Origin of the sequence: Magnetospirillum fulvum, from assembly GCF_900108475.1 — a bacterium.
Taxonomy (GTDB): Bacteria; Pseudomonadota; Alphaproteobacteria; order Rhodospirillales; family Magnetospirillaceae; genus Phaeospirillum; species Phaeospirillum fulvum_A.
The window spans coordinates 62,335-80,390 of sequence record NZ_FNWO01000010.1 but is presented as its reverse complement, the minus strand read 5'-3'; the positions used below and the strand labels follow the sequence as shown (position 1 = coordinate 80,390).

Sequence of the window (18,056 nt, the reverse complement as noted above, 5' to 3'; positions counted from 1 at the left end):
CGGCTTCTCTCCCCTATTCCCGCCAATAGCTGCGGGAGAACAGAACCGCGACGATGAACAATTCCAGCCGTCCAATCATCATTTCGAGCCCCAGCACCCATTTGGCGGCATCGGGCAAGGGGCGATAGCTGCCCATCGGCCCGATCACGTCGCCGATGCCGGGACCGGCATTGGCCAGCGCCGCCGCCGAGCCGGACAAAGCAGTGACGAAATCGACCCCCACCACCGACAACGCCAGCGCGAACACGGCGAAGGTGACGAAGTACAGCACGACGAAGCCCAGCACCGAATCGAGAATCGCCGGGGCGATCCTGTCGTTGTTGTAGCGGATCACATAGACGCCGTGGGGATGCAGCAACCGCCCGATATGGGCCGAGGCCAGCGCGAACAACAGATCCCAGCGCAAAATCTTGATCCCGCCCGCGGCCGAGCCGGTGCAGCCGCCAATGAACAGCAGGATGAAGAAGACGACATGGGCAAAACCGCCCCAGGCGCTCCAATCGGTCGAGGCAAAGCCGGTGGTCGAAACGATCGAGGTGACCGAGAAAGCGGCATGACGCACCGCCGCCGCCGGGGGCATGTCGTTGACCGTCCATTGCCACAGCGCCAGCAGACCGGAAAAGCCGCCGACGAACATCAGATACCAGCGGGTCTGGGCGTCCTTGAACAGGCTGGTCCGGGCCGCCCGCCCTGCCCCGGTCCACAGCACCAGACTGGACCCGCCGACCAGCATCGCCGCCACCGCGACCCATTGCACGTCGGCACCCCATCGGGCCAGCCGCAGGTCCGAGGTCGAGAAGCCGCCGGTTGAAACCGCCGACAGAGCGTGGCACACCGCGTCGAAGCGGCCCATCCCGGCGATCCAGAACCCCAACGCGGTCAAACCGGTAAAGGCGGCATAGACCAGCCCGATTCCGGCGGCAACCTGGGCGATGCGCGGCCCGACCCGCTCGGTCTTGTCCGAGGTTTCCATCCGGAACACCTGCATGCCGCCAATCCGCAGCGCGGGCAGGATCGCCACCGCCATCACGATGATCCCGGCCCCGCCCAGCCAGTTCAGCAGCGCCCGCCACAGCAAGATGCCGCGCGGCGCGTGATCGAGGCCGAGAATCACCGTCGCCCCGGTGGTGGTCAGACCGCTGACCGCCTCGAACACGGCATCGGTCGGGGTCATCCCCAGGTTGGAGAAGGCGAAGGGCAGCGCGGCAAAGCCCGCATTCGAGACCCAGCCGACCACCGTCAACAGAAAGGATTGCCGCGCCGACAGGGTGATCCGCCCGGCGGGACGGGTGCCGAACCCCAGCGCCAGCCCGAAAAAAGCGGTGACGGCGGCCGAGAGGACGAACACCATCCAATCAGGATCGCCCGCCGCCGCGTCGGCCAGGGCGGGAAAGACCATGGCGACCGCGAGAACCAGCAGCAAAAACCCGTTGACGAACAGAACCGGCCGAAGGTCGATCACACCATCTCTCATTGCTCTCGCGATTTGAGGGACTCTTGACCCCGAATGCAGGCGCTTGTCCAGAGAATCGTGCGCGCGCTTGCCAGCCGGGGCGGCGACAGCTAGGGTTGGCCGTGACGAGAACTGCCATAAGGGATGCTGGCAATGCACGCGATTTTAGCCGCCGCGATCGAGGTCGTGATCCTGGCCTTGAACCTGTACTGGTACGTCGTTCTGGCGGCGGTGGTGGTAAGCTGGCTGGTGGCGTTTGGAATCGTCAACACCTACAATTCCACCGTCCGCACGCTGCTGACCGTGCTGTCGCGCCTGACCGAGCCGGTGTTGCGTCCGTTGCGCCGCATTCTGCCCGACCTGGGGTCGGTCGATCTGTCGCCGATCGTGCTGTGGCTGGTGCTGTATTTCCTGATCCGGGTGCTGGAACAGCTGCGCTTTTCCGTCGCTTTCTGACGATGACTTCCGGGGCCTCGCCTTTCGCCGTCGCGTCCGGCGGGCTCCGGGTTTCGATCCGGCTGACGCCCAAGGCCTCGCGCAATCAGGTCCAGGGCGTCGCCGCCGAATCCGATGGACAGGCGGTTCTGAAGGTCCAGGTCACCGCAGTGCCCGAGGACGGCAAGGCCAACGCTGCCCTGGTCAAGCTGCTGGCCAAGACCTGGCGTCTCCCCCGCACCGCGCTGGACATCGTCCAAGGTGCGACCGACCGCCGCAAGGTGGTTCTGATTTCCGGCGATGCCGAGGATTTGCGGCAACGCCTTGATCTATGGATGGCCGAACAATCATGACTGAAGCTACGATCATCGACGGCAACCGCTTTTCCGTCGGCCTGCGCGAGCGCATCACCACCGAGGTCCACGCCCTGCGCGAGAGCCGCCGCCTCACCCCCGGTCTGGCGGTGGTGCTGGTGGGCGAAGACCCGGCCAGCCAAGTCTATGTCCGCACCAAGCACAAGCGCACCGTCGAAGTGGGGATGGAATCCTTCGTCCATACCCTGCCGGTCGATACCCCCGAACACGAATTGCTGACCCTGATTGCCGGGCTCAACAGCGACCCGGCGGTGCATGGCATCCTGGTCCAGCTTCCCCTGCCCCGCCACATCGACACCCAAAAGGTGATCGAGGCGATCGACCCGGCCAAGGACGTCGATGGCTTTCACCCGGTCAATGTCGGCCGTCTCGCCTCGGGCGGTGAAGCGCTGGTCCCCTGCACCCCGTTCGGCTCGCTGCTGCTGCTCAAGGACCAACTGGGCGATCTGTCCGGCCTGGACGCGGTGGTGGTCGGGCGCTCGAACATCGTCGGCAAGCCGATGGCTCAATTGCTGATCCGCGAAAGCTGCACCGTTACCGTCGCCCATTCCCGCACCCGCGATCTGCCCGACGTGGTGCGCCGCGCCGACATCGTCGTCGCCGCTGTCGGCAAGCCGGGGATGGTCCGGGGCGACTGGCTGAAGCCCGGCTGCACCGTGATCGACGTCGGCATCAACCGCATCGCCAATCCCGACGGCACCAGCCGGTTGGTCGGCGACGTCGCCTTTGACGAGGCGGTCAAGGTCGCGGGCGCGATCACCCCGGTTCCCGGCGGGGTCGGGCCGATGACGATCGCCTGCCTGCTGCGCAACACCCTGGTCGCCTGCGCCCGCCAGCACCGCATCGCCCTCGACGAGTCGCTGTAACGCTTCTGATCGCGGAGGTTTCCTCATGTCCGGTTCCCAGAGTGCGGCCCCGCTCGATCTGCTCGGCGATCTGGTCGCTTGCGCCCGCCGCGCCGGTGCCGACGAGGCCGATGCGGTTCTGATCGATTCGGTTTCGCTGTCGGTCGGCTTGCGGCTGGGAACGCTGGAGCGGCTGGAACGGTCCGAGGGCGGCGATATCGGCCTGCGCGTCCTGATCGGGCGGCAGCAGGCGTTCGTCTCGTCGTCGGACCGCTCGCCCGCCGCTTTGTCCGAACTGGTCGAACGCGCCGTCGCGATGGCCCGCATCGTCCCCGAAGACCCGTGGTGCGGGCTGGCGACGCCCGAGCAACTGGCCCGCGATCTGCCCGATCTCGACATGTTCGATCCCTCCGAGCCCGATGCCGAGGGGCTGATCGACATGGCGCGCCGGGCCGAGGACATCGCCCGCGCCACCCCCGGCATCACCAATTCCGAAGGCTCGGATTCCGGCTGGGGCCGCTCGCGGGTGGCTTTGTGCGCCTCGAACGGGCTGTCGTTCGAATATCAGGTCAGCCACGCCTCGCTGTCGGTCGCGGTGCTGGCCGGAGACGGGGCCAGCGGGATGGAGCGCGATTACGACCATACCGGCGCGGTCTATCTCGGCGATCTGCGCGCCCCGGAAGAGGTCGGGGCCGAAGCAGCGCGCCGCGCCGTCCGCCGTCTCGGTGCCCGCAAGGTCAGTTCGCGTCAGGTGCCGGTGATCTTTGACCCCCGCGTCGCCCGGGGTCTGCTCGCCACCCTGGCCGGGGCGATCAACGGCGCCTCGGTCGCGCGTGGCACCAGCTTCCTCAAGGACCGGCTGGGCCAGCCGGTGTTCGCCCCCGGCATCCGGGTGATCGACGATCCCCATCGCCGCCGTGGCCTGCGCTCGCGCCCCTGCGACGGCGAAGGCTTGCCGACCCAGACCCGCGCCGTGATCGAGGACGGGGTGCTGACCACCTGGCTGCTCGATCTGCGCTCGGCCCATCAGCTTGGCCTGGCCCCCACCGGTCACGCCAGCCGGGCCACCGGCTCGCCGCCATCGCCGTCGGCCAGCAATTTCTATCTCGATGCGGGCGCGATCACGCCCGCCGAGATGATCGGCGACATCACCGACGGGTTCTACATCACCGAATTGTTCGGCCAGGGCGTCAACGGCGTCACCGGCGATTATTCGCGCGGTGCCGCCGGATTCTGGATTTCGGGCGGCGAACTGGCCTTCCCGGTCGCCGAGGTCACCATCGCCGGAAACCTGAAGGACATGTTCCGCGAGTTGACCCCGGCCAGCGATCTCGAACTGCGCCACGGCATTGATTGCCCGACGCTCCGGATCGACGGGCTGACCATCGCCGGAAAGTAAGCTCCCTTACTGCTCGGCGCGGTTGGGCGGGCCATAGCGGCGCAGGTAATGGGGCAGGATCGTCTCGGCCGGCGTAGGCGTGATGCCCAAGTCCCCCAGACCCGGCTCGGCCCCGGTCAGGATATTGTTGACCCGCATCATCCGCACCTGATCGCGGGTCAAGGGCGGCGTCGGCAGATATTCGAACACCCGCGCCTGGACCATCGCCAGCCCCATCGGCAGCGGCAGCAGACGGCGATGGAGACCGGAGTACGACAGCACCAGCTCCATGATCTGCTTCATCGAATAGACGGTCGGACCGCCCAGTTCGTAGGTCCGCCCGGCCAGGGTGGGATCGTCGAGCACGGCGGCGACGGCGGCGGCGACATCGCCGACATAGACCGGCTGGAAGCGCGGTCCGCCGGTGCCGAACAGATCGAGCGACGGCCGCGCTCCATTCCACACAACGTGAAAACCGTCCCCGGTGAACACCGGCAGCACCGGCGACAGCACCGCCATCTTGGCGAAGCGGTTGAAGAAATCGTCGTCGGGGCCGAACACCACCGAGGGGCGCAGGATCGTCGCGCCGGGAATCTCGGCCCGCACCGCCTCTTCACCCGCCGCCTTGCTGCGGGCATAGGCGGCGTCGGACCGGGCGCTGGCCCCCACCGCCGACATCTGGACAAAGGCGGTGATCCCGGCCTCGCGGGCGGCGGCGGCGATCGTCGCGGCTCCATCGGCATGAATCGCCTGGAAGGTGCGGCGGCTGCTTTCGGTCAGGATGCCGACCAGATTGACCACCGCGTCGGCTCCGGCCACCGCAGCGGCGACAGCGGCGGGATTGCCGATATCGGCGCGGACCAGCGAAATCTGGCCGACCTCGCCCATCGGCAACAGGAACTCGGCGGTCGAGGGGTGACGCACCGCAACCCGCACCGCCCAGCCGTTTCCGGCCAGTCGGTTGACGATCGCCCGGCCGAGAAAGCCCGAGCCTCCGAATATCGTGACCAACCGACGCGTCATTGTTTTTCCCTCCAGAAACAGGCCTATGACAGGTGGGGCGATTCCCCCGGAAATCAACCGGGGGCGGCCAGGGCTTGGGCGATCCGCGCCACCGGCCCGGCGAAATCGTCGGGATCGGATTGGCGGAACAGCCGCAGCGTCGGATACCACGGCGAGTCGTCGCGCTCATTGCCCCAGCGCCAGTCCGAGACATAGCGCAGCAAGACGTAGGTGGGACGCCCCAGCGCCCCGGCCAGATGAGCCGTCGCGGTGTCGATGGTGACGATCAGGTCAAGCTGCGTCATCAACGCGGCGGTATCGGCGAAAGACCCCAGCGCCGGGGCGGCGTCGGCGACCAGACGGTCGGCCCCCAGCCGGACCAGATCGCTCCCGCGCGGGCCGTGCTGGAGACTGACCCAGGCGATGGAGGGATCGGCCAGCAGCGGCAGCAGCGTTTCCAGCGGCCACGAGCGGTCGCGCGGAATGGTCTTGCCCGCCCACACCAGCCCGGCGGTCAGGCGCGTCCCCGGCGCAGGCGGCAGCAGCCGAGGCCCCGGCGGCGCGCTCAGATAGGGACAGGGACCGGGCAGGTCGGTCCATGCGATCCCCAGCAGGTGCGGCAGGCTGGCCATCGGAGCCCACACATCGTAAGGCGGCGGCGGCGCGCCCTTGGGGACGATCGCGGCCAATCCGGGCAGAGTGGCGAACAGGGCGCCAAGCTCGGGCAGGCATTCCAGCACCACCCGTGCCCCGCGCCGGGCCAGAAACGGCACGAAGCGGGCGAATTGCAGCGCGTCGCCAAAGCCCTGTTCCGACACCAGCAACACCGTCCGCCCCGCCACCGCGTCCCCCCGCCAGCGCTCGCCGGGAAAGTCGCGGCGCGGCATCCGGGGCAGACGCTCGCGGGCTTCGTATCCGGCGAAACCCCGGCGGAAATCGTCGAGATAAAGCCGGGTCAGGGCGATGTCCCAGGCGATCTCGGCATTGTCGGGCTCGCGCTCCAGCAACGCCTCCATCATCGCCAGCGCCTCTTCGGTGCGGCGACGGTCGCGCAACAACAAAGCAAGATTGTAGCGAAAGCCGACCCCGTCCGGCTCCAGCGCCACCGCCCGCGCCAACACCGCTTCGGCCTCGGCCAGTCGCCCCAATTCGCGCAGCGCGTTGCCGAGATTGGACAAGGTTCCGGCGCGGTCGGGGCAAAGCGCCAACGCGCGGCGGTAACAGGCCACCGCCGCCTCGGGCAGACCGCGCCGCCGCAGCAGCACCCCCAGATCGGCATGGGCGACCGCATTGGTGGGATCGGCCCGGACGATGTGGGCCAACGCGCTTTCGGCGCGGGCGAAATCGCCGCTCCGCAGCGCCGCCATCGCCTCCCCATAGCGCTCGTCCGCCCCGACATCCGGGCTGGTCCCCATCGCACCCACGGCTCGCTCTCTCCCGATAAGGTTGCAGCGGATATTGACCGAGCCGCCGCCGATCGGCAAGTCGGCGTTACCGATGGTTACCCTTTGTTGCCGAGGCCGACATCGTCGGGTTACCGCCCGGGCCTAAAACCGTTTCATCAGACGCCCCCAACCGAAAGTGAATTCGATGAAACCGCGTCCCCACCTGATCCCCGCCGCAATCTTGGTTGTCGCTCTGGCCGCCGCAATCGGCGCCGCCCACGCCGATTCGGCCCCGCGTCGCGCCCCCGTCGATCCGGCGCAGCGTTTCTGCGCCGATCAGGACGCCAGGTTGGCCGCCCACTTGGCCTTTGCCGAAGCGAAGCTGACCCTGACCGCGCCCCAAAAGGATGAATTCCGCCGCCTGTCCGAGACGATGAAAGCGGCCCAGGAGCCGATGCGGGCGCTGTGCAGCGATCAGCCCGACCTCGCCACCGCCCTCCCGGCGCGGCTGGACCGGCAGTTGAAGCTGGCCGAAGCCCACACCGAAACGCTGAAGCGCACGGTCCCGGCCCTGACCAAGTTCTACCAGATCCTGACCCCGGCCCAGCAGACCATCGCCGATCAGGTTCTGTCCGCCCATGGCGGCCCCGGCGGCCATGGTGGCCCCGGCCATTATCGCGGCCCCGGCCGTCCCGGCGATGCCGGTCGTCCCGGCGATGCCGCTCCGCAGCAGCCCGGCGACGAGCGCTAGGGCCTGGTAACCCCGCGGCGTCCGTCTCTTTGATATCCTCCCGCCCAAGGCGGCGGACGCCGATCGACTCCCCCGGATTTGCCCGATCCGGGGGAGTTCTTTTTTAGAACATCGAGGCCAGCACCCGGTCGGGCGGCGGATGGCCGTCGCTGAAGGTCTTGATGTTGATCAGCACCGTCTCGCCCATGTCGATCCGGCCTTCCTCGGTCGCCGAACCGAGATGGGGCAGCAGCACGACATTGTCGAGCGCCAGCAGCTTGGGATTGACCGCCGGTTCGTGTTCGAACACGTCGAGTCCGGCCCCGGCCAGATCGCCCCGGATCAGCATCCGGGTCAACGCGTTTTCATCGACGATCTCGCCGCGGGCGCAATTGACCAGATAAGCGTGCTTGGGCAGCAATTCGAGGCGGCGCGCCGACAAAAGGTGGAACGTCGCCGGGGTGTGGGGACAATGGATCGTGATGACGTCCATCCGCGCCAGCATCTGGTCGAGGCTTTCCCAATAGGTCGCCTCCAACTCGGCTTCGATGTCGGGATGAACCCGCTTGCGGTTATGGTAATGGATCGCCATTCCGAACGCCTTGGCGCGGCGGGCCACCGCCTGACCGATCCGGCCCATGCCGACGATACCGAGACGCTTGCCCCAGATGCGATGGCCCAGCATCAGGGTCGGGCTCCAGCCGCCCCAATTGCCCGAGCGGACCAGCCGCTCGCCCTCGACCAGCCGACGCGGCACCGCCAGGATCAGCGCCATCGTCATGTCGGCAGTGTCCTCGGTCAGGACGCCCGGCGTGTTGGTCACGGTGATCGCCCGCGCCCGCGCGGTGGCGAGGTCGATATGATCGACCCCGGTGCCGAAATTGGCGATCAGCCGCAGCGACGGTCCCGCCTGGGACAGCACCCCGGCATCAATGCGGTCGGTGACGGTAGGCACCAGAACGTCGGCGTCGCGGACCGCTTCGATCAGCGCGGCCCGGCTCATCGGCCGGTCGTCGTGATTGAGGCGGGCGTCGAACAGCTCCATCATCCGGGTCTCGATCGGATCGGGCAGCTTGCGGGTGACGACGACGACGGGCTTCCTGTTCGACATGTCGGCTCTCCTCACGGGGCACCACTTATCTTCACGCCTAACAACTCGGGGTTCCCTTGTCCAGCGTCCCGTGAACAGCCTAGGATCGGCGGAGCAACAAAGCGGAGGAACAAAGGATGCGGATGGCGGGACGCGGCCGGGATGACAGCCCGGCGCCCGAGCCGGAACCCAGGCTGAAAGCGCGGCTGTGGGTCCAGGCGGCGATCCGCCAATGCGGCGCGGTGGGGATCGTCGCGATGGTGGTCCGGCATGGCGACGACGATGCCGGGGCGGTGCTGGTCAAGCTGAACCGGGGCGCCGATGGCTGCGAGGTGTTCACCCAGGTCCGCGACGGATCGGGCCGGGCGGGCTGGCTGCGCGCCACCGGGGCGGCTCCGGTCACCGAGGCGGCGGCCGAAGCCTATATCGCCCGCCAGCGCGAGGTCGATTCCGACCTGTGGGTGATCGAGGTCGAGGACCGCCAGGGCCGGGTGCCCTTTCTCGACCGCATTCTGGCGGGGTGACCGTTTGCCCGTCGTGACAAATCGGGTATGAAGCCTTTTGGGGCGCGCCCGATGCGCTTTCGCTTTCATTCACTCCTCTCGAAGGACAGATCATGACCCGTCAGTTGATTTCCTCCGGCTCCGCGTTTGAAGAGATCGCCGGCTATTCCCGCGCCGTCGCTCAGGATCCGTGGGTATTCGTGTCCGGCACCTCGGGCTACAAGAACGGCGAGATTTCCGACGACGTCGCCGAACAGGCCCGTCAGGCCCTCGACACCATCGCCCAGGCGCTGGCCCAGGGCGGCGCGTCGTTGAAGGATGTCGTCCGCGTCCGCGCCTTCGTCACCGAAGCCAGCTTCTTCGAGCGGATCGCCCCGGTGCTGGGCGAAGCCTTCCGCGGCGTCCGCCCGGCCAACACCACTGTCGTCACCGGGCTGGTCGATCCCAAGATGAAGGTCGAGATCGAAGTCACCGCCCTCAAATCCTGATATCGTAGCGGGATATCCGACAGCCAAGGAGCGCGCACGCATGGCCACACTTCTGATTATCGGCGCCAGCCGTGGTCTCGGCCTGGAATTCGTCCGTCAGTACGCCGCCGCCGGGTGGCGGGTGCTGGCCACCGTGCGCGACCCCTTGAGCGGTCGGGCCGCCTCCGAGGCCGGGGCCGAAATCTATGTCTGCGACATCGGCGACCCCGCCTCGATCAAACGGCTGGCGGCGTCGCTCGACGGCACCCCGATCGACCTGCTGCTGCACAATGCCGGGATCTACGGGGCCAACCCGCCCTTTGGCGAGATCGACCCCGCCGACCTGATCGAGGTCTATCGCGTCAACACCGTCGCCCCCCTGCTGGTGGCCCAGGCCTTCGCCGGGCATCTCGTCGGGCCGAAGCTGTTCGCCGTGCTGTCCTCGATGATGGGGTCGATCGCCGACAATTCCTCGGGCGGGTCTTATGCCTACCGCGCCTCGAAGGCGGCGCTCAACATGGTGATCAAGACCCTCTCGCTCGATCTGGCCGAACGCGGCATCGTTCCGGTCGCGCTGTCGCCCGGCTGGGTGCGGACCGAGATGGGCGGCCCCGCCGCGCCGTTGTCTCCGACCGAGGCGGTAAGCGGACTGCGCGCCGCCCTGGGTGGCGTCAAAGCGGCGGATTCCGGCAGTTTTATCCATGTTGACGGGTCGCGGCTGCCCTGGTGACCAGAGCGGAAGTCGGGGGGGAAGTCAAATTGCCTTGAGGTTGACAGACCGATCTGCCATTATCTCTTCCAATGGGTTCCGAAGAACCTCTTAGTCGATAGGTGCCAGAATGGACGTCTCAACCGTATCGCCCTCGACGTCGACCGCCACACGAGACACGGCTTCCACCCGCGCCGCGACGGCTCAGTCCGGCTCGGCCAATGCCACCTCCGGTCAGTCGACGACATCCTCTTCGTCGGATGCCACCTCGCCTCCTGGCGGACCTCCCTACACCAGCCCGGTCGTTGGTTTCGACAGCGGCACCGGGACCGCGATTCTGCAATTCCGCGACCAAACCTCCGGTCAATTGCAGTTCCAATTGCCGTCGCGGACCGCGTTGCAATATGCCGAGGCCGTTGCGACCACGCCCGACGCGAAATCGATCGGCGATGTAGAGAAGTCTGGCGGCGACGTTCTCGCCTAAGCGATACGCCCGTCCGCGGTTTCGTGACGAAAACCGATCAAGGGACGCCACCGGTTTCCCCCCGACGACGTCCCCTGACGTCCCTACCGACCGCCCCGCGCGAGACGATGTCCCGCGCGGATTGTTGTTTTCCGCGCGGGCACAGCGCAGACTTACAGCACCGTCAACATGCTGGCGACCAGCGGATGGCGAACGATGTCGCGTTCGTCGAGATCGACCACCGCGACATCGGGCAGACCGCGCAGACGGGCGGCGATATCGGTTAACCCCGACAGACCGGGCAACAGGTCGCTTTGATCGGGATCGCCGGTCAGCACCATCGTCGAATGCCAGCCGAGCCGGGTCAGCAGCATCTTGATCTGCCCATAGGTGCAGTTCTGCGCCTCGTCGATGACGATGAAGACGTTGTTCAGCGTCCGGCCACGCATATAGGCGATTGGGGCGATTTCGATCGACCCGTCGGCCAAAAGAGCGCGCAGCCGCTTGCCGCCCAGCCGGTCGGACAGAGCGTCGTAAAGCGGGCGCAGGTAGGGCGCCATCTTTTCCTGAAGATCGCCGGGAAGGAAGCCCAGGGTTTCGCCTGCCTCGACCGCCGGACGCGACAGCACGATCCGCGCCACCTGATCGGCCTCGAACGCCTCGACCGCCGCCGAGATCGCCAGATAGGTCTTGCCGGTCCCGGCCGGGCCCAACGCCACGGTCAGATTGTTGCCGGCAATCGCCTGAACCAGGCGGCGCTGATTGTCACTGCGCGGCCGCACCGTGCGGCGATAGCTTTGGTCGCGGTCACCCTCCTCGGGCAGCGGGGTCCAATCGGTCTCGTCCCGGACCGCGCCGGGATGAAAGGGGACGACGGACTCGATCTTGCTCGCGGCGCTCCGCGTGGCGCGTTTGGCCATCTGGGACTCCTTCGCTGCTGTCGGGATTCGGGCAAGGAAAAAGGGGCCTCCCGGTGATGGGAGGCCCCTGTTCGAGGCGGGTCGGTCAGAGAGCGCTTCGCCGGAGAGGGGCGGAACGCCGGTGGAGCGGATGGATTCCCCTTTTTGGCGGGAAGGCACCGACAAACTCCTCCTAAAAAGGATCTGCAACCCGAAATTACTGTACCGAATCCAGCCGCCCCCTGTCGACAGCCAACCGCAGGGGTCACGACACTGTCACACCCAGATATCGACGACGAGCCGCACTCCCCCGCTATCCCTGGGCCAGACTCCCCCCTCAGCCGTCGGCATTGATCCGGGCAATCAGTTCGGCCAGCACCCGTTCCGCACTCGGCGTCTCGATCTGGCAGGTTCCGGCGTTGGCATGGCCGCCGCCGTTATAGCGCAAGCACAATTCGCCGACATTGGTCCGCGCGGTCCGGTTCAGGATCGACTTGCCGATCGCAAACACCGTGTTCTGCTTTTTCACGCCCCACAGGACATGAATCGAGATGTTGGTGTCGGGGTAGAGGGCATAGATCATGAAGCGGTTGCCCGCATAGATGACCTCCTCGCCGCGCAAGTCGAGCACGACCAGATTACGATAAACCCGGGCGCAGCGGCGAATCTGGTCCTTGAAATGTTCCTGATGACCGAAATAAATGTCGGTCCGTTCCTTGACGTCGGGCAGGGTCAGGATGTCGTCGATCGTGTGATTGCGGCAATACTCGATCAAATTCATCATCAACTGATAGTTCGAGATGCGGAAATCGCGGAACCGCCCCAACCCGGTCCGGGCATCCATCACATAATTGAGCAAAGCCCAGCCGCCCGGATTGATGATGTCGCTTAAGCTATAGCGTGCCGAATCCGCCTGATCGACCGCCGCCATCATTTCGGCCCAGGCGGGGGGAAACCGCTCGGTCCCGCCGTAATAATCGAACACCACCCGCGCCGCCGAGGGGGCCTCGGGGATGATGATGTGGTTGTCGTGATGACCAACCCGCACCGTCTCGGACAGATGATGGTCGAAAGCGAGGTGAACGCCCTCGACATAGGGCAAATTGGTCGTGATATCGTTGGGACCGATCTCGACCACGCCGTCCTGCATGTCCTTGGGGTGGACGAATTTGATGTCGTCGATCAGGTCGAGATGGCGCAGCAATACGGCGCAAACCAAACCGTCGAAATCGCTGCGCGTCACCAGACGGTGCTTACTGCCTTCGGACATCGGTTCCCCCTTGGTTGCCCGTCGCCGGGATGATCGGTGGAAAAGGATAGCTTTGCCGCGTGGCCGAAACAACCGCGCTGGCCCGACCGGCGGGAACGGTTCCCAACCGCCCCGTCATGGGGTAGAACGGGAAGCCGCCTCCTGTCGGGAACCAATCACCGATGCGCCTGTTCCGACCGCTTTTCCTGGTCGCCGCTCTGACCGCCCTGACCGCCTGTTCCCTGGGCGATCCGTTCGTCGATCGCGAAAAGACCTTTCAGATCACCAACCCCGGCTGGGGCAAGCCGAAGCTGGCCGGATACGATGGCGTGGTCAATGTTTGCTATGGTGACGACACCACCCCCGCCACCCGCGATGCCCTGGCGGCCGAAGCCTGCGCCGAATGGGGATTGTCGGCCCGCCTCATCGTCCGTCGTCTCTGGCAATGCCGGCTGACCGTGCCGCATCTGGCGATCTATTCCTGCATTGATCCGGCGATGCGCAACGAGAACGGCTATTACATCAACCCGTTCAACGCCGCCCAGGTCGATCAGTGGCAGCGGGCCCACTCAACTGCGGCTCCGGCTCCGGCTCCGGCTCCGGTCCCCCCGCCCGAGCCCTGAACCGCGCGCCCCGTCCCCGCAAACGAAACCGCCCGCCTTCGATTCCGAAGGCGGGCGGCTTTGCATCGGGAAAACCGGTCGGATCAGGCCCGGCGTTCGATCAGCTTGCCCTTGATCGCGCCGATGGCGCGGGCAGGGTTAAGACCCTTGGGGCAGGTCTGGGTGCAATTCATGATGGTGTGGCAGCGATAGAGCTTGAAGGGATCTTCCAGCGTATCGAGGCGTTCACCGGTCATTTCATCGCGGGAATCGAAGATCCAGCGCGCGGCCTGGAGCAGCACCGCCGGTCCCAGATAGCGGTCGCCGTTCCACCAATAGCTCGGGCACGAAGTCTGGCAGCAGAAGCACAGGATGCATTCCCACAGACCGTCGAGCAATTCGCGCTCTTCCGGGCTTTGCAGACGTTCGCTGTCGGGCGGGGTCGGGCTCTGGGTCTGCATCCACGGCCGCACCGAGGCGAGCTGGGCATAAGGCACCGACAGGTCGGCGACGAGATCCTTGACCACCGGCATGTGCGGCAGCGGATAGATCGCGACGTCGCCTTCGATGTCGGCGATCGGCTTCAGACAAGCCAAGGTATTGGCCCCGCCGATATTCATCGCGCAGGAACCGCAGATCCCCTCGCGGCAGGAGCGGCGGAAGGTCAAGGTCGAGTCGATCTCGTTCTTGATCTTCAGCAGGGCGTCGAGAACCATCGGGCCACAGGCGTCGAGGTCGATCTCGAAGGTGTCCAGCCGGGGATTGGCCCCCGAATCCGGATCGTAGCGATAGATGTTGAAGCGCTTGACCCGGGTGGCCCCGGCCGGAGCCGGGACAGTCTTGCCGGGTTGAACCCGTGAATTGGCGGGCAGGGCGATTTCGACCATGTTCCGTATCTCCTTCCCTGTGCCGTCAGTACACGCGCTTCTGCGGCTTGATATACTCGACCTCGTCGGTCAGCGTATAGGTGTGGACCGGACGGTAATCCAGCTGCACCTTGCCGTTCTCGACCCAGGCCAGGGTGTGCTTCAGCCACGTCGTGTCATCGCGCTCGGGATAATCCTCGTGGGCGTGGGCACCGCGGCTTTCGTGGCGGGCTTCGGCCGACACGATCGTCGCCTGGGCGCAATCCATCAGATTTTCCAGCTCCAGCGCCTCGACCAGATCGGAGTTCCACACCGTCGAGCGGTCGTGGGTCTTGATCTGCGACAACGAGGCGGCAACCTCGTTCATCTTATCGACGCCCTCGGCCAGGGTCTTGGCGGTGCGGAAGACGGCGGCGTCGTTCTGCATCGTCTTTTGCATCGCCAGCCGGATTTCCGAGGTGGTCAGCGAGCCGTTGGCGTTGCGCAGCCGGTCGAAGCGGGCCACCGCCTGATCGCCCGCGCCCTTCGGCAGCGACTTGTGGGCGCTGGAGGGCTTTAAGGTCTCGGCGGTGTGGACAGCGGCGGCGCGGCCGAACACGACGATGTCGAGCAGCGAGTTGGTGCCGAGACGGTTGGCGCCATGAACCGAGACGCAGGCCGCTTCACCGATCGCCATTAGGCCGGGAACGGTCGCATCCGGATCGGTCTCGGTCGGACGCAGCACTTCGCCGTGAATGTTGGTCGGAATGCCGCCCATGTTGTAATGGACGGTCGGCAGCACCGGGATCGGCTCGCGGGTGACATCGACACCGGCGAAAATCTTCGCGGTCTCGGAGATGCCGGGCAGACGCAGGTCGAGAGTCTCGGCCCCCAGATGTTCCAGATGCAGGAAGATGTGGTCGTTTTCCTTGCCGACGCCGCGACCTTCGCGGATTTCGACGGTCATCGCCCGGCTGACGACGTCGCGGGACGCCAGATCCTTGGCGGTGGGAGCATAGCGCTCCATGAAGCGCTCGCCGGCCGAGTTGGTCAGGTAACCGCCTTCGCCACGGGCACCCTCGGTGATCAGGCAGCCCGAGCCATAGATGCCGGTCGGGTGGAACTGAACGAATTCCATGTCCTGGAGCGGCAGACCGGCACGGGCAACCAGACCATGACCGTCGCCGGTGCAGGTGTGGGCCGAGGTGCAGGAGAAATAGGCGCGGCCATAGCCGCCGGTCGCCAACACCACCTTGTGGGCGCGGAAGCGATGCAGGGTGCCGTCGTCGAGATTCCACGCCATCACGCCGCGGCAGGAGCCGTCTTCGTCCATGATCAGATCAAGGGCGAAATATTCGACAAAGAACTGGCAGGAATGCTTCAGACACTGCTGATACAGCGTGTGCAAAATGGCATGGCCGGTACGGTCGGCGGCGGCGCAGGCACGCTGCACCGGCTTCTCGCCGTAATTCGACATGTGGCCGCCGAACGGGCGCTGATAGATCTTGCCCTCGGGAGTGCGGGAGAACGGAACACCGAAATGTTCCAGTTCGTGCACGGCGGGGACCGCCTCGCGGCACATATATTCGATGGCATCCTGGTCGCCCAGCCAGTCCGACCCCTTGACGGTGTCGTACATGTGCCACTTCCAATTGTCGTCGGCCATGTTGCCGAGAGCGGCACCGATGCCGCCCTGGGCCGCGACAGTGTGCGAGCGGGTGGGGAACACCTTGGTGATACAGGCGGTGCGGAAGCCGGCCTGGCCCATTCCCATGGTAGCGCGAAGACCGGCACCGCCGGCGCCGACGACCACCACGTCGTAGGTATGGTCGATGATTTTGTAGGCGGGCATGGGCTTCAGACTCCGACAGCGACTTTCAGGATCGAAACCACCATCGCGGCGCCCAGCAGGAAGGCGGCCATCGTCGAGGCGGTCAACAAGGTGAATTTCAGCGTCTCGCCATGGACATAGTCGGCGATCACCACTTCGACCCCAAGCTGGGCGTGATACATCGCCGTCAGCACGGTCAGCGACAACAAGGTGGCGTTAAGCGGCTGGCCCACCCAGTCGAGCAGGGTGGCGTAATCGGCGTGGGTCAGCCCGATCACCGAGATCACGAACCACAGCGACAGCGGGATCATCCCGATCGCGGTGGCGCGCTGGGCATAGAAATGGCCGACGCCTTCGCGGGCGGAGCCGAGGCCACGGGCGCGGCCCAGGGCCGATCTGAGTTTGACGTCCGATCCCATGTTCTTAAACTCCGATAGCCCACGCCAGAATCGTCAGGGCCAGGGCGGCACCGACAGTGATGTAACCCGACTTGACGGCGTCGCGGATCTCGAACCCCATCCCGGCGTCCCAGAACATGTGCCGGATGCCGTTACAGAGGTGGTAGAACAGCGCCACCGACCAGCCGAACAGCAAAAGCCGTCCGGGAACCGACCCCAGCACCGCCTGGGCGGTGGCATAGGCGTCGGGGCCATAAGCGGCCGAAATCAGCCAATAAGCCAGTACCAGCGTACCGACCGCCATCACCACGCCGGTGATGCGGTGGCTGATCGACAGGACCGCGGTGAACGGCATCTTGTAGATCTGAAGATGAGGGGAAAGCGGCCGATCGCGCTTCGTCATGGCATGAGCCCCAGAATGGCGGAGAATCCCTGGAGCCGGAGCCGGCCCCGAGCGACAATGGGGAAATTGTTTATCCACTTGCGTCGGACAAGTCAACGACGCTAACCACACTTTCCGGCAGGACTTCCCACCCCAGCGAGGAGGGGTGACCTACCCGAAGAGGTTGGTTGGCTGCCCTACCGCCCCGGCAGAACCGCCAGCACGGTTTCCGGATCGAGGCGACGGTCCTGCCACGACACCCCGAAATGGAGGTGGGGACCGGTGGCGAGACCCGACGCGCCGATCGCGCCGAGCGATTGACCGGCGGCAACATGCTCCCCTTCGGCGACGTCGATCCGCGACAAATGTGCATAGCTGGTGATCAGGCCAATCCCGTGATCGACCATCACGGTCCGCCCGGTCAGGAACAGATCGGGCGCGGCGAGGATGACGGTTCCGGCGGCGGCGGCGCGGACCGGAGCCCCCAGCGGCGCGGCGATGTCGAGGCCGGAATGGGGCGCGCCGGGATTTCCGTTATAGACTCGACGACTGCCGAACACGCCCGAGACCGGACCATCGGCGGGACGGAGCAGACCGGCCGCGAAGCCGTCATCGAGGCTGACCCGTGCGCGCAGGGCGGCCACCATCGCCGACTCGGCGCGGATGCGGGCCTGAGCCACCGGATCGGGCTTGGCCTTGGCCTGGGGCAGCCCCTCGATCCGCTGTTCGATCCAGGCCCGGGGCGCGACGGCCAGGGTCCGGGTTTCGGTTGCGCCATCGGGAGAGCGACTCTCCAGAACCGCCTCGGGGCCTTGATCGCGGCCAAAACCGATCAGAAAGCGGCCGGTTGGATCGACCGGCACCGCCTTGCCATCGAGCCGGACCTCTGCCCCCGGTTCGGTTCGTCCCAGCAGCAGACCGCCCTGTTCGGCGCGGCCCTCAAGACTCGCCCCGGCCCAGGCCGGACCCGGACCGGAGAGCGCCAGAACAACAATCAGGATAACGAGACGGATCAT

Annotated in this window: 21 protein-coding genes; 10 read left to right on the top strand and 11 right to left on the bottom strand. The window is 66.2% G+C overall.

Going from position 1 to position 18,056, the window contains the following annotated elements:
* Positions 1-13 precede the first annotated feature (13 nt).
* Positions 14-1,462, bottom strand: coding sequence for a TrkH family potassium uptake protein (locus BLW40_RS12225; RefSeq protein WP_074769097.1), 1,449 nt, complete (start codon positions 1,460-1,462; stop codon positions 14-16).
* Positions 1,463-1,606: 144 nt separating this feature from the next.
* On the opposite strand from BLW40_RS12225, the gene BLW40_RS12220 reads away from it, so the two are divergent.
* From BLW40_RS12220 to BLW40_RS12205, 4 genes are read left to right on the top strand one after another with little or no spacing between them, the layout of a single operon-like run.
* A complete protein-coding gene (locus tag BLW40_RS12220; RefSeq protein WP_074769095.1) occupies positions 1,607-1,909 on the top strand; it encodes a YggT family protein in 303 nt (100 codons plus the stop codon).
* 2 nt (positions 1,910-1,911) lie between these two features.
* Positions 1,912-2,241 carry a DUF167 domain-containing protein gene (locus BLW40_RS12215; RefSeq protein ID WP_074768961.1) on the top strand — a complete coding sequence of 110 codons (330 nt, stop codon included), beginning with the start codon at positions 1,912-1,914 and terminating at the stop codon, positions 2,239-2,241.
* Entirely contained in the window at positions 2,238-3,128 is an 891-nt protein-coding gene (gene folD / locus BLW40_RS12210) for a bifunctional methylenetetrahydrofolate dehydrogenase/methenyltetrahydrofolate cyclohydrolase FolD (RefSeq protein ID WP_074768959.1), read from the top strand. Before BLW40_RS12215 ends, folD begins: the two co-directional genes overlap by 4 nt.
* 25 nt (positions 3,129-3,153) lie before the next feature.
* On the top strand, positions 3,154-4,506 hold the full coding sequence (locus BLW40_RS12205; RefSeq protein WP_074768957.1) for a TldD/PmbA family protein: 1,353 nt from the start codon (positions 3,154-3,156) through the stop codon (positions 4,504-4,506).
* Between the two features lie 6 nt (positions 4,507-4,512).
* Here BLW40_RS12205 and BLW40_RS12200 read toward each other — a convergent pair whose 3' ends face one another.
* Together BLW40_RS12200 and BLW40_RS12195 are read right to left on the bottom strand one after the other, a co-directional pair.
* Positions 4,513-5,508 (bottom strand): complex I NDUFA9 subunit family protein, encoded by a 996-nt coding sequence (locus BLW40_RS12200; protein ID WP_074768955.1) that lies wholly within the window; start codon positions 5,506-5,508, stop codon positions 4,513-4,515.
* A 53-nt stretch (positions 5,509-5,561) separates the two neighbouring features.
* Positions 5,562-6,902, bottom strand: a complete 1,341-nt coding sequence (locus BLW40_RS12195; protein WP_074768953.1) for a tetratricopeptide repeat protein — start codon at positions 6,900-6,902, stop codon at positions 5,562-5,564.
* A 175-nt stretch (positions 6,903-7,077) separates the two neighbouring features.
* Here BLW40_RS12195 and BLW40_RS12190 point away from each other — a divergent pair, with 175 nt between their 5' ends.
* The gene (locus BLW40_RS12190; protein WP_074768951.1) at positions 7,078-7,623 is read left to right on the top strand and encodes a Spy/CpxP family protein refolding chaperone; all 546 of its coding nucleotides are present in this window, start codon (positions 7,078-7,080) and stop codon (positions 7,621-7,623) included.
* A 103-nt stretch (positions 7,624-7,726) separates the two neighbouring features.
* On the opposite strand, the gene BLW40_RS12185 is transcribed toward BLW40_RS12190, so the two are convergent.
* Positions 7,727-8,713, bottom strand: a complete 987-nt coding sequence (locus BLW40_RS12185) for a 2-hydroxyacid dehydrogenase (protein WP_074768949.1) — start codon at positions 8,711-8,713, stop codon at positions 7,727-7,729.
* 122 nt (positions 8,714-8,835) lie between these two features.
* On the opposite strand from BLW40_RS12185, the gene BLW40_RS12180 reads away from it, so the two are divergent.
* The 4 genes from BLW40_RS12180 to BLW40_RS12165 all read left to right on the top strand — a co-directional run bounded on the left by BLW40_RS12180 (position 8,836) and on the right by BLW40_RS12165 (position 10,855).
* Positions 8,836-9,216: a DUF1491 family protein gene (locus BLW40_RS12180; protein WP_425283718.1), complete on the top strand. Its 381-nt coding sequence runs from the start codon at positions 8,836-8,838 to the stop codon at positions 9,214-9,216.
* A 92-nt stretch (positions 9,217-9,308) separates the two neighbouring features.
* Complete coding sequence (locus tag BLW40_RS12175) at positions 9,309-9,683, top strand: RidA family protein (RefSeq protein ID WP_074768945.1); 375 nt, start codon at positions 9,309-9,311, stop codon at positions 9,681-9,683.
* 40 nt (positions 9,684-9,723) lie between these two features.
* On the top strand, positions 9,724-10,392 hold the full coding sequence (locus tag BLW40_RS12170) for an SDR family oxidoreductase (RefSeq protein ID WP_074768943.1): 669 nt from the start codon (positions 9,724-9,726) through the stop codon (positions 10,390-10,392).
* A 109-nt stretch (positions 10,393-10,501) separates the two neighbouring features.
* The gene (locus BLW40_RS12165; protein ID WP_074768941.1) at positions 10,502-10,855 is read left to right on the top strand and encodes a hypothetical protein; all 354 of its coding nucleotides are present in this window, start codon (positions 10,502-10,504) and stop codon (positions 10,853-10,855) included.
* A gap of 152 nt (positions 10,856-11,007) precedes the next feature.
* Here the strand turns inward: BLW40_RS12165 and BLW40_RS12160 are convergent, their stop codons facing one another.
* Positions 11,008-11,754 (bottom strand): PhoH family protein, encoded by a 747-nt coding sequence (locus BLW40_RS12160; RefSeq protein WP_074768939.1) that lies wholly within the window; start codon positions 11,752-11,754, stop codon positions 11,008-11,010.
* 316 nt (positions 11,755-12,070) lie between these two features.
* Positions 12,071-13,003, bottom strand: a complete 933-nt coding sequence (locus BLW40_RS12155) for a DHH family phosphoesterase (protein WP_074768937.1) — start codon at positions 13,001-13,003, stop codon at positions 12,071-12,073.
* A gap of 161 nt (positions 13,004-13,164) precedes the next feature.
* Here BLW40_RS12155 and BLW40_RS12150 point away from each other — a divergent pair, with 161 nt between their 5' ends.
* On the top strand, positions 13,165-13,605 hold the full coding sequence (locus BLW40_RS12150; protein ID WP_074768935.1) for a hypothetical protein: 441 nt from the start codon (positions 13,165-13,167) through the stop codon (positions 13,603-13,605).
* Positions 13,606-13,688: 83 nt separating this feature from the next.
* Here BLW40_RS12150 and BLW40_RS12145 read toward each other — a convergent pair whose 3' ends face one another.
* The 5 genes from BLW40_RS12145 to BLW40_RS12125 form a co-directional block, all read right to left on the bottom strand.
* Positions 13,689-14,471, bottom strand: a complete 783-nt coding sequence (locus BLW40_RS12145) for a succinate dehydrogenase iron-sulfur subunit (protein ID WP_074768933.1) — start codon at positions 14,469-14,471, stop codon at positions 13,689-13,691.
* A 25-nt stretch (positions 14,472-14,496) separates the two neighbouring features.
* Complete coding sequence (gene sdhA / locus BLW40_RS12140; RefSeq protein WP_074768931.1) at positions 14,497-16,281, bottom strand: succinate dehydrogenase flavoprotein subunit; 1,785 nt, start codon at positions 16,279-16,281, stop codon at positions 14,497-14,499.
* A gap of 5 nt (positions 16,282-16,286) precedes the next feature.
* The gene (gene sdhD / locus BLW40_RS12135; RefSeq protein ID WP_074768929.1) at positions 16,287-16,679 is read right to left on the bottom strand and encodes a succinate dehydrogenase, hydrophobic membrane anchor protein; all 393 of its coding nucleotides are present in this window, start codon (positions 16,677-16,679) and stop codon (positions 16,287-16,289) included.
* Positions 16,680-16,683: 4 nt separating this feature from the next.
* Positions 16,684-17,061, bottom strand: coding sequence for a succinate dehydrogenase, cytochrome b556 subunit (gene sdhC / locus BLW40_RS12130; protein ID WP_074768927.1), 378 nt, complete (start codon positions 17,059-17,061; stop codon positions 16,684-16,686).
* A gap of 176 nt (positions 17,062-17,237) precedes the next feature.
* Positions 17,238-18,056 (bottom strand): M23 family metallopeptidase, encoded by an 819-nt coding sequence (locus BLW40_RS12125; protein ID WP_074768925.1) that lies wholly within the window; start codon positions 18,054-18,056, stop codon positions 17,238-17,240.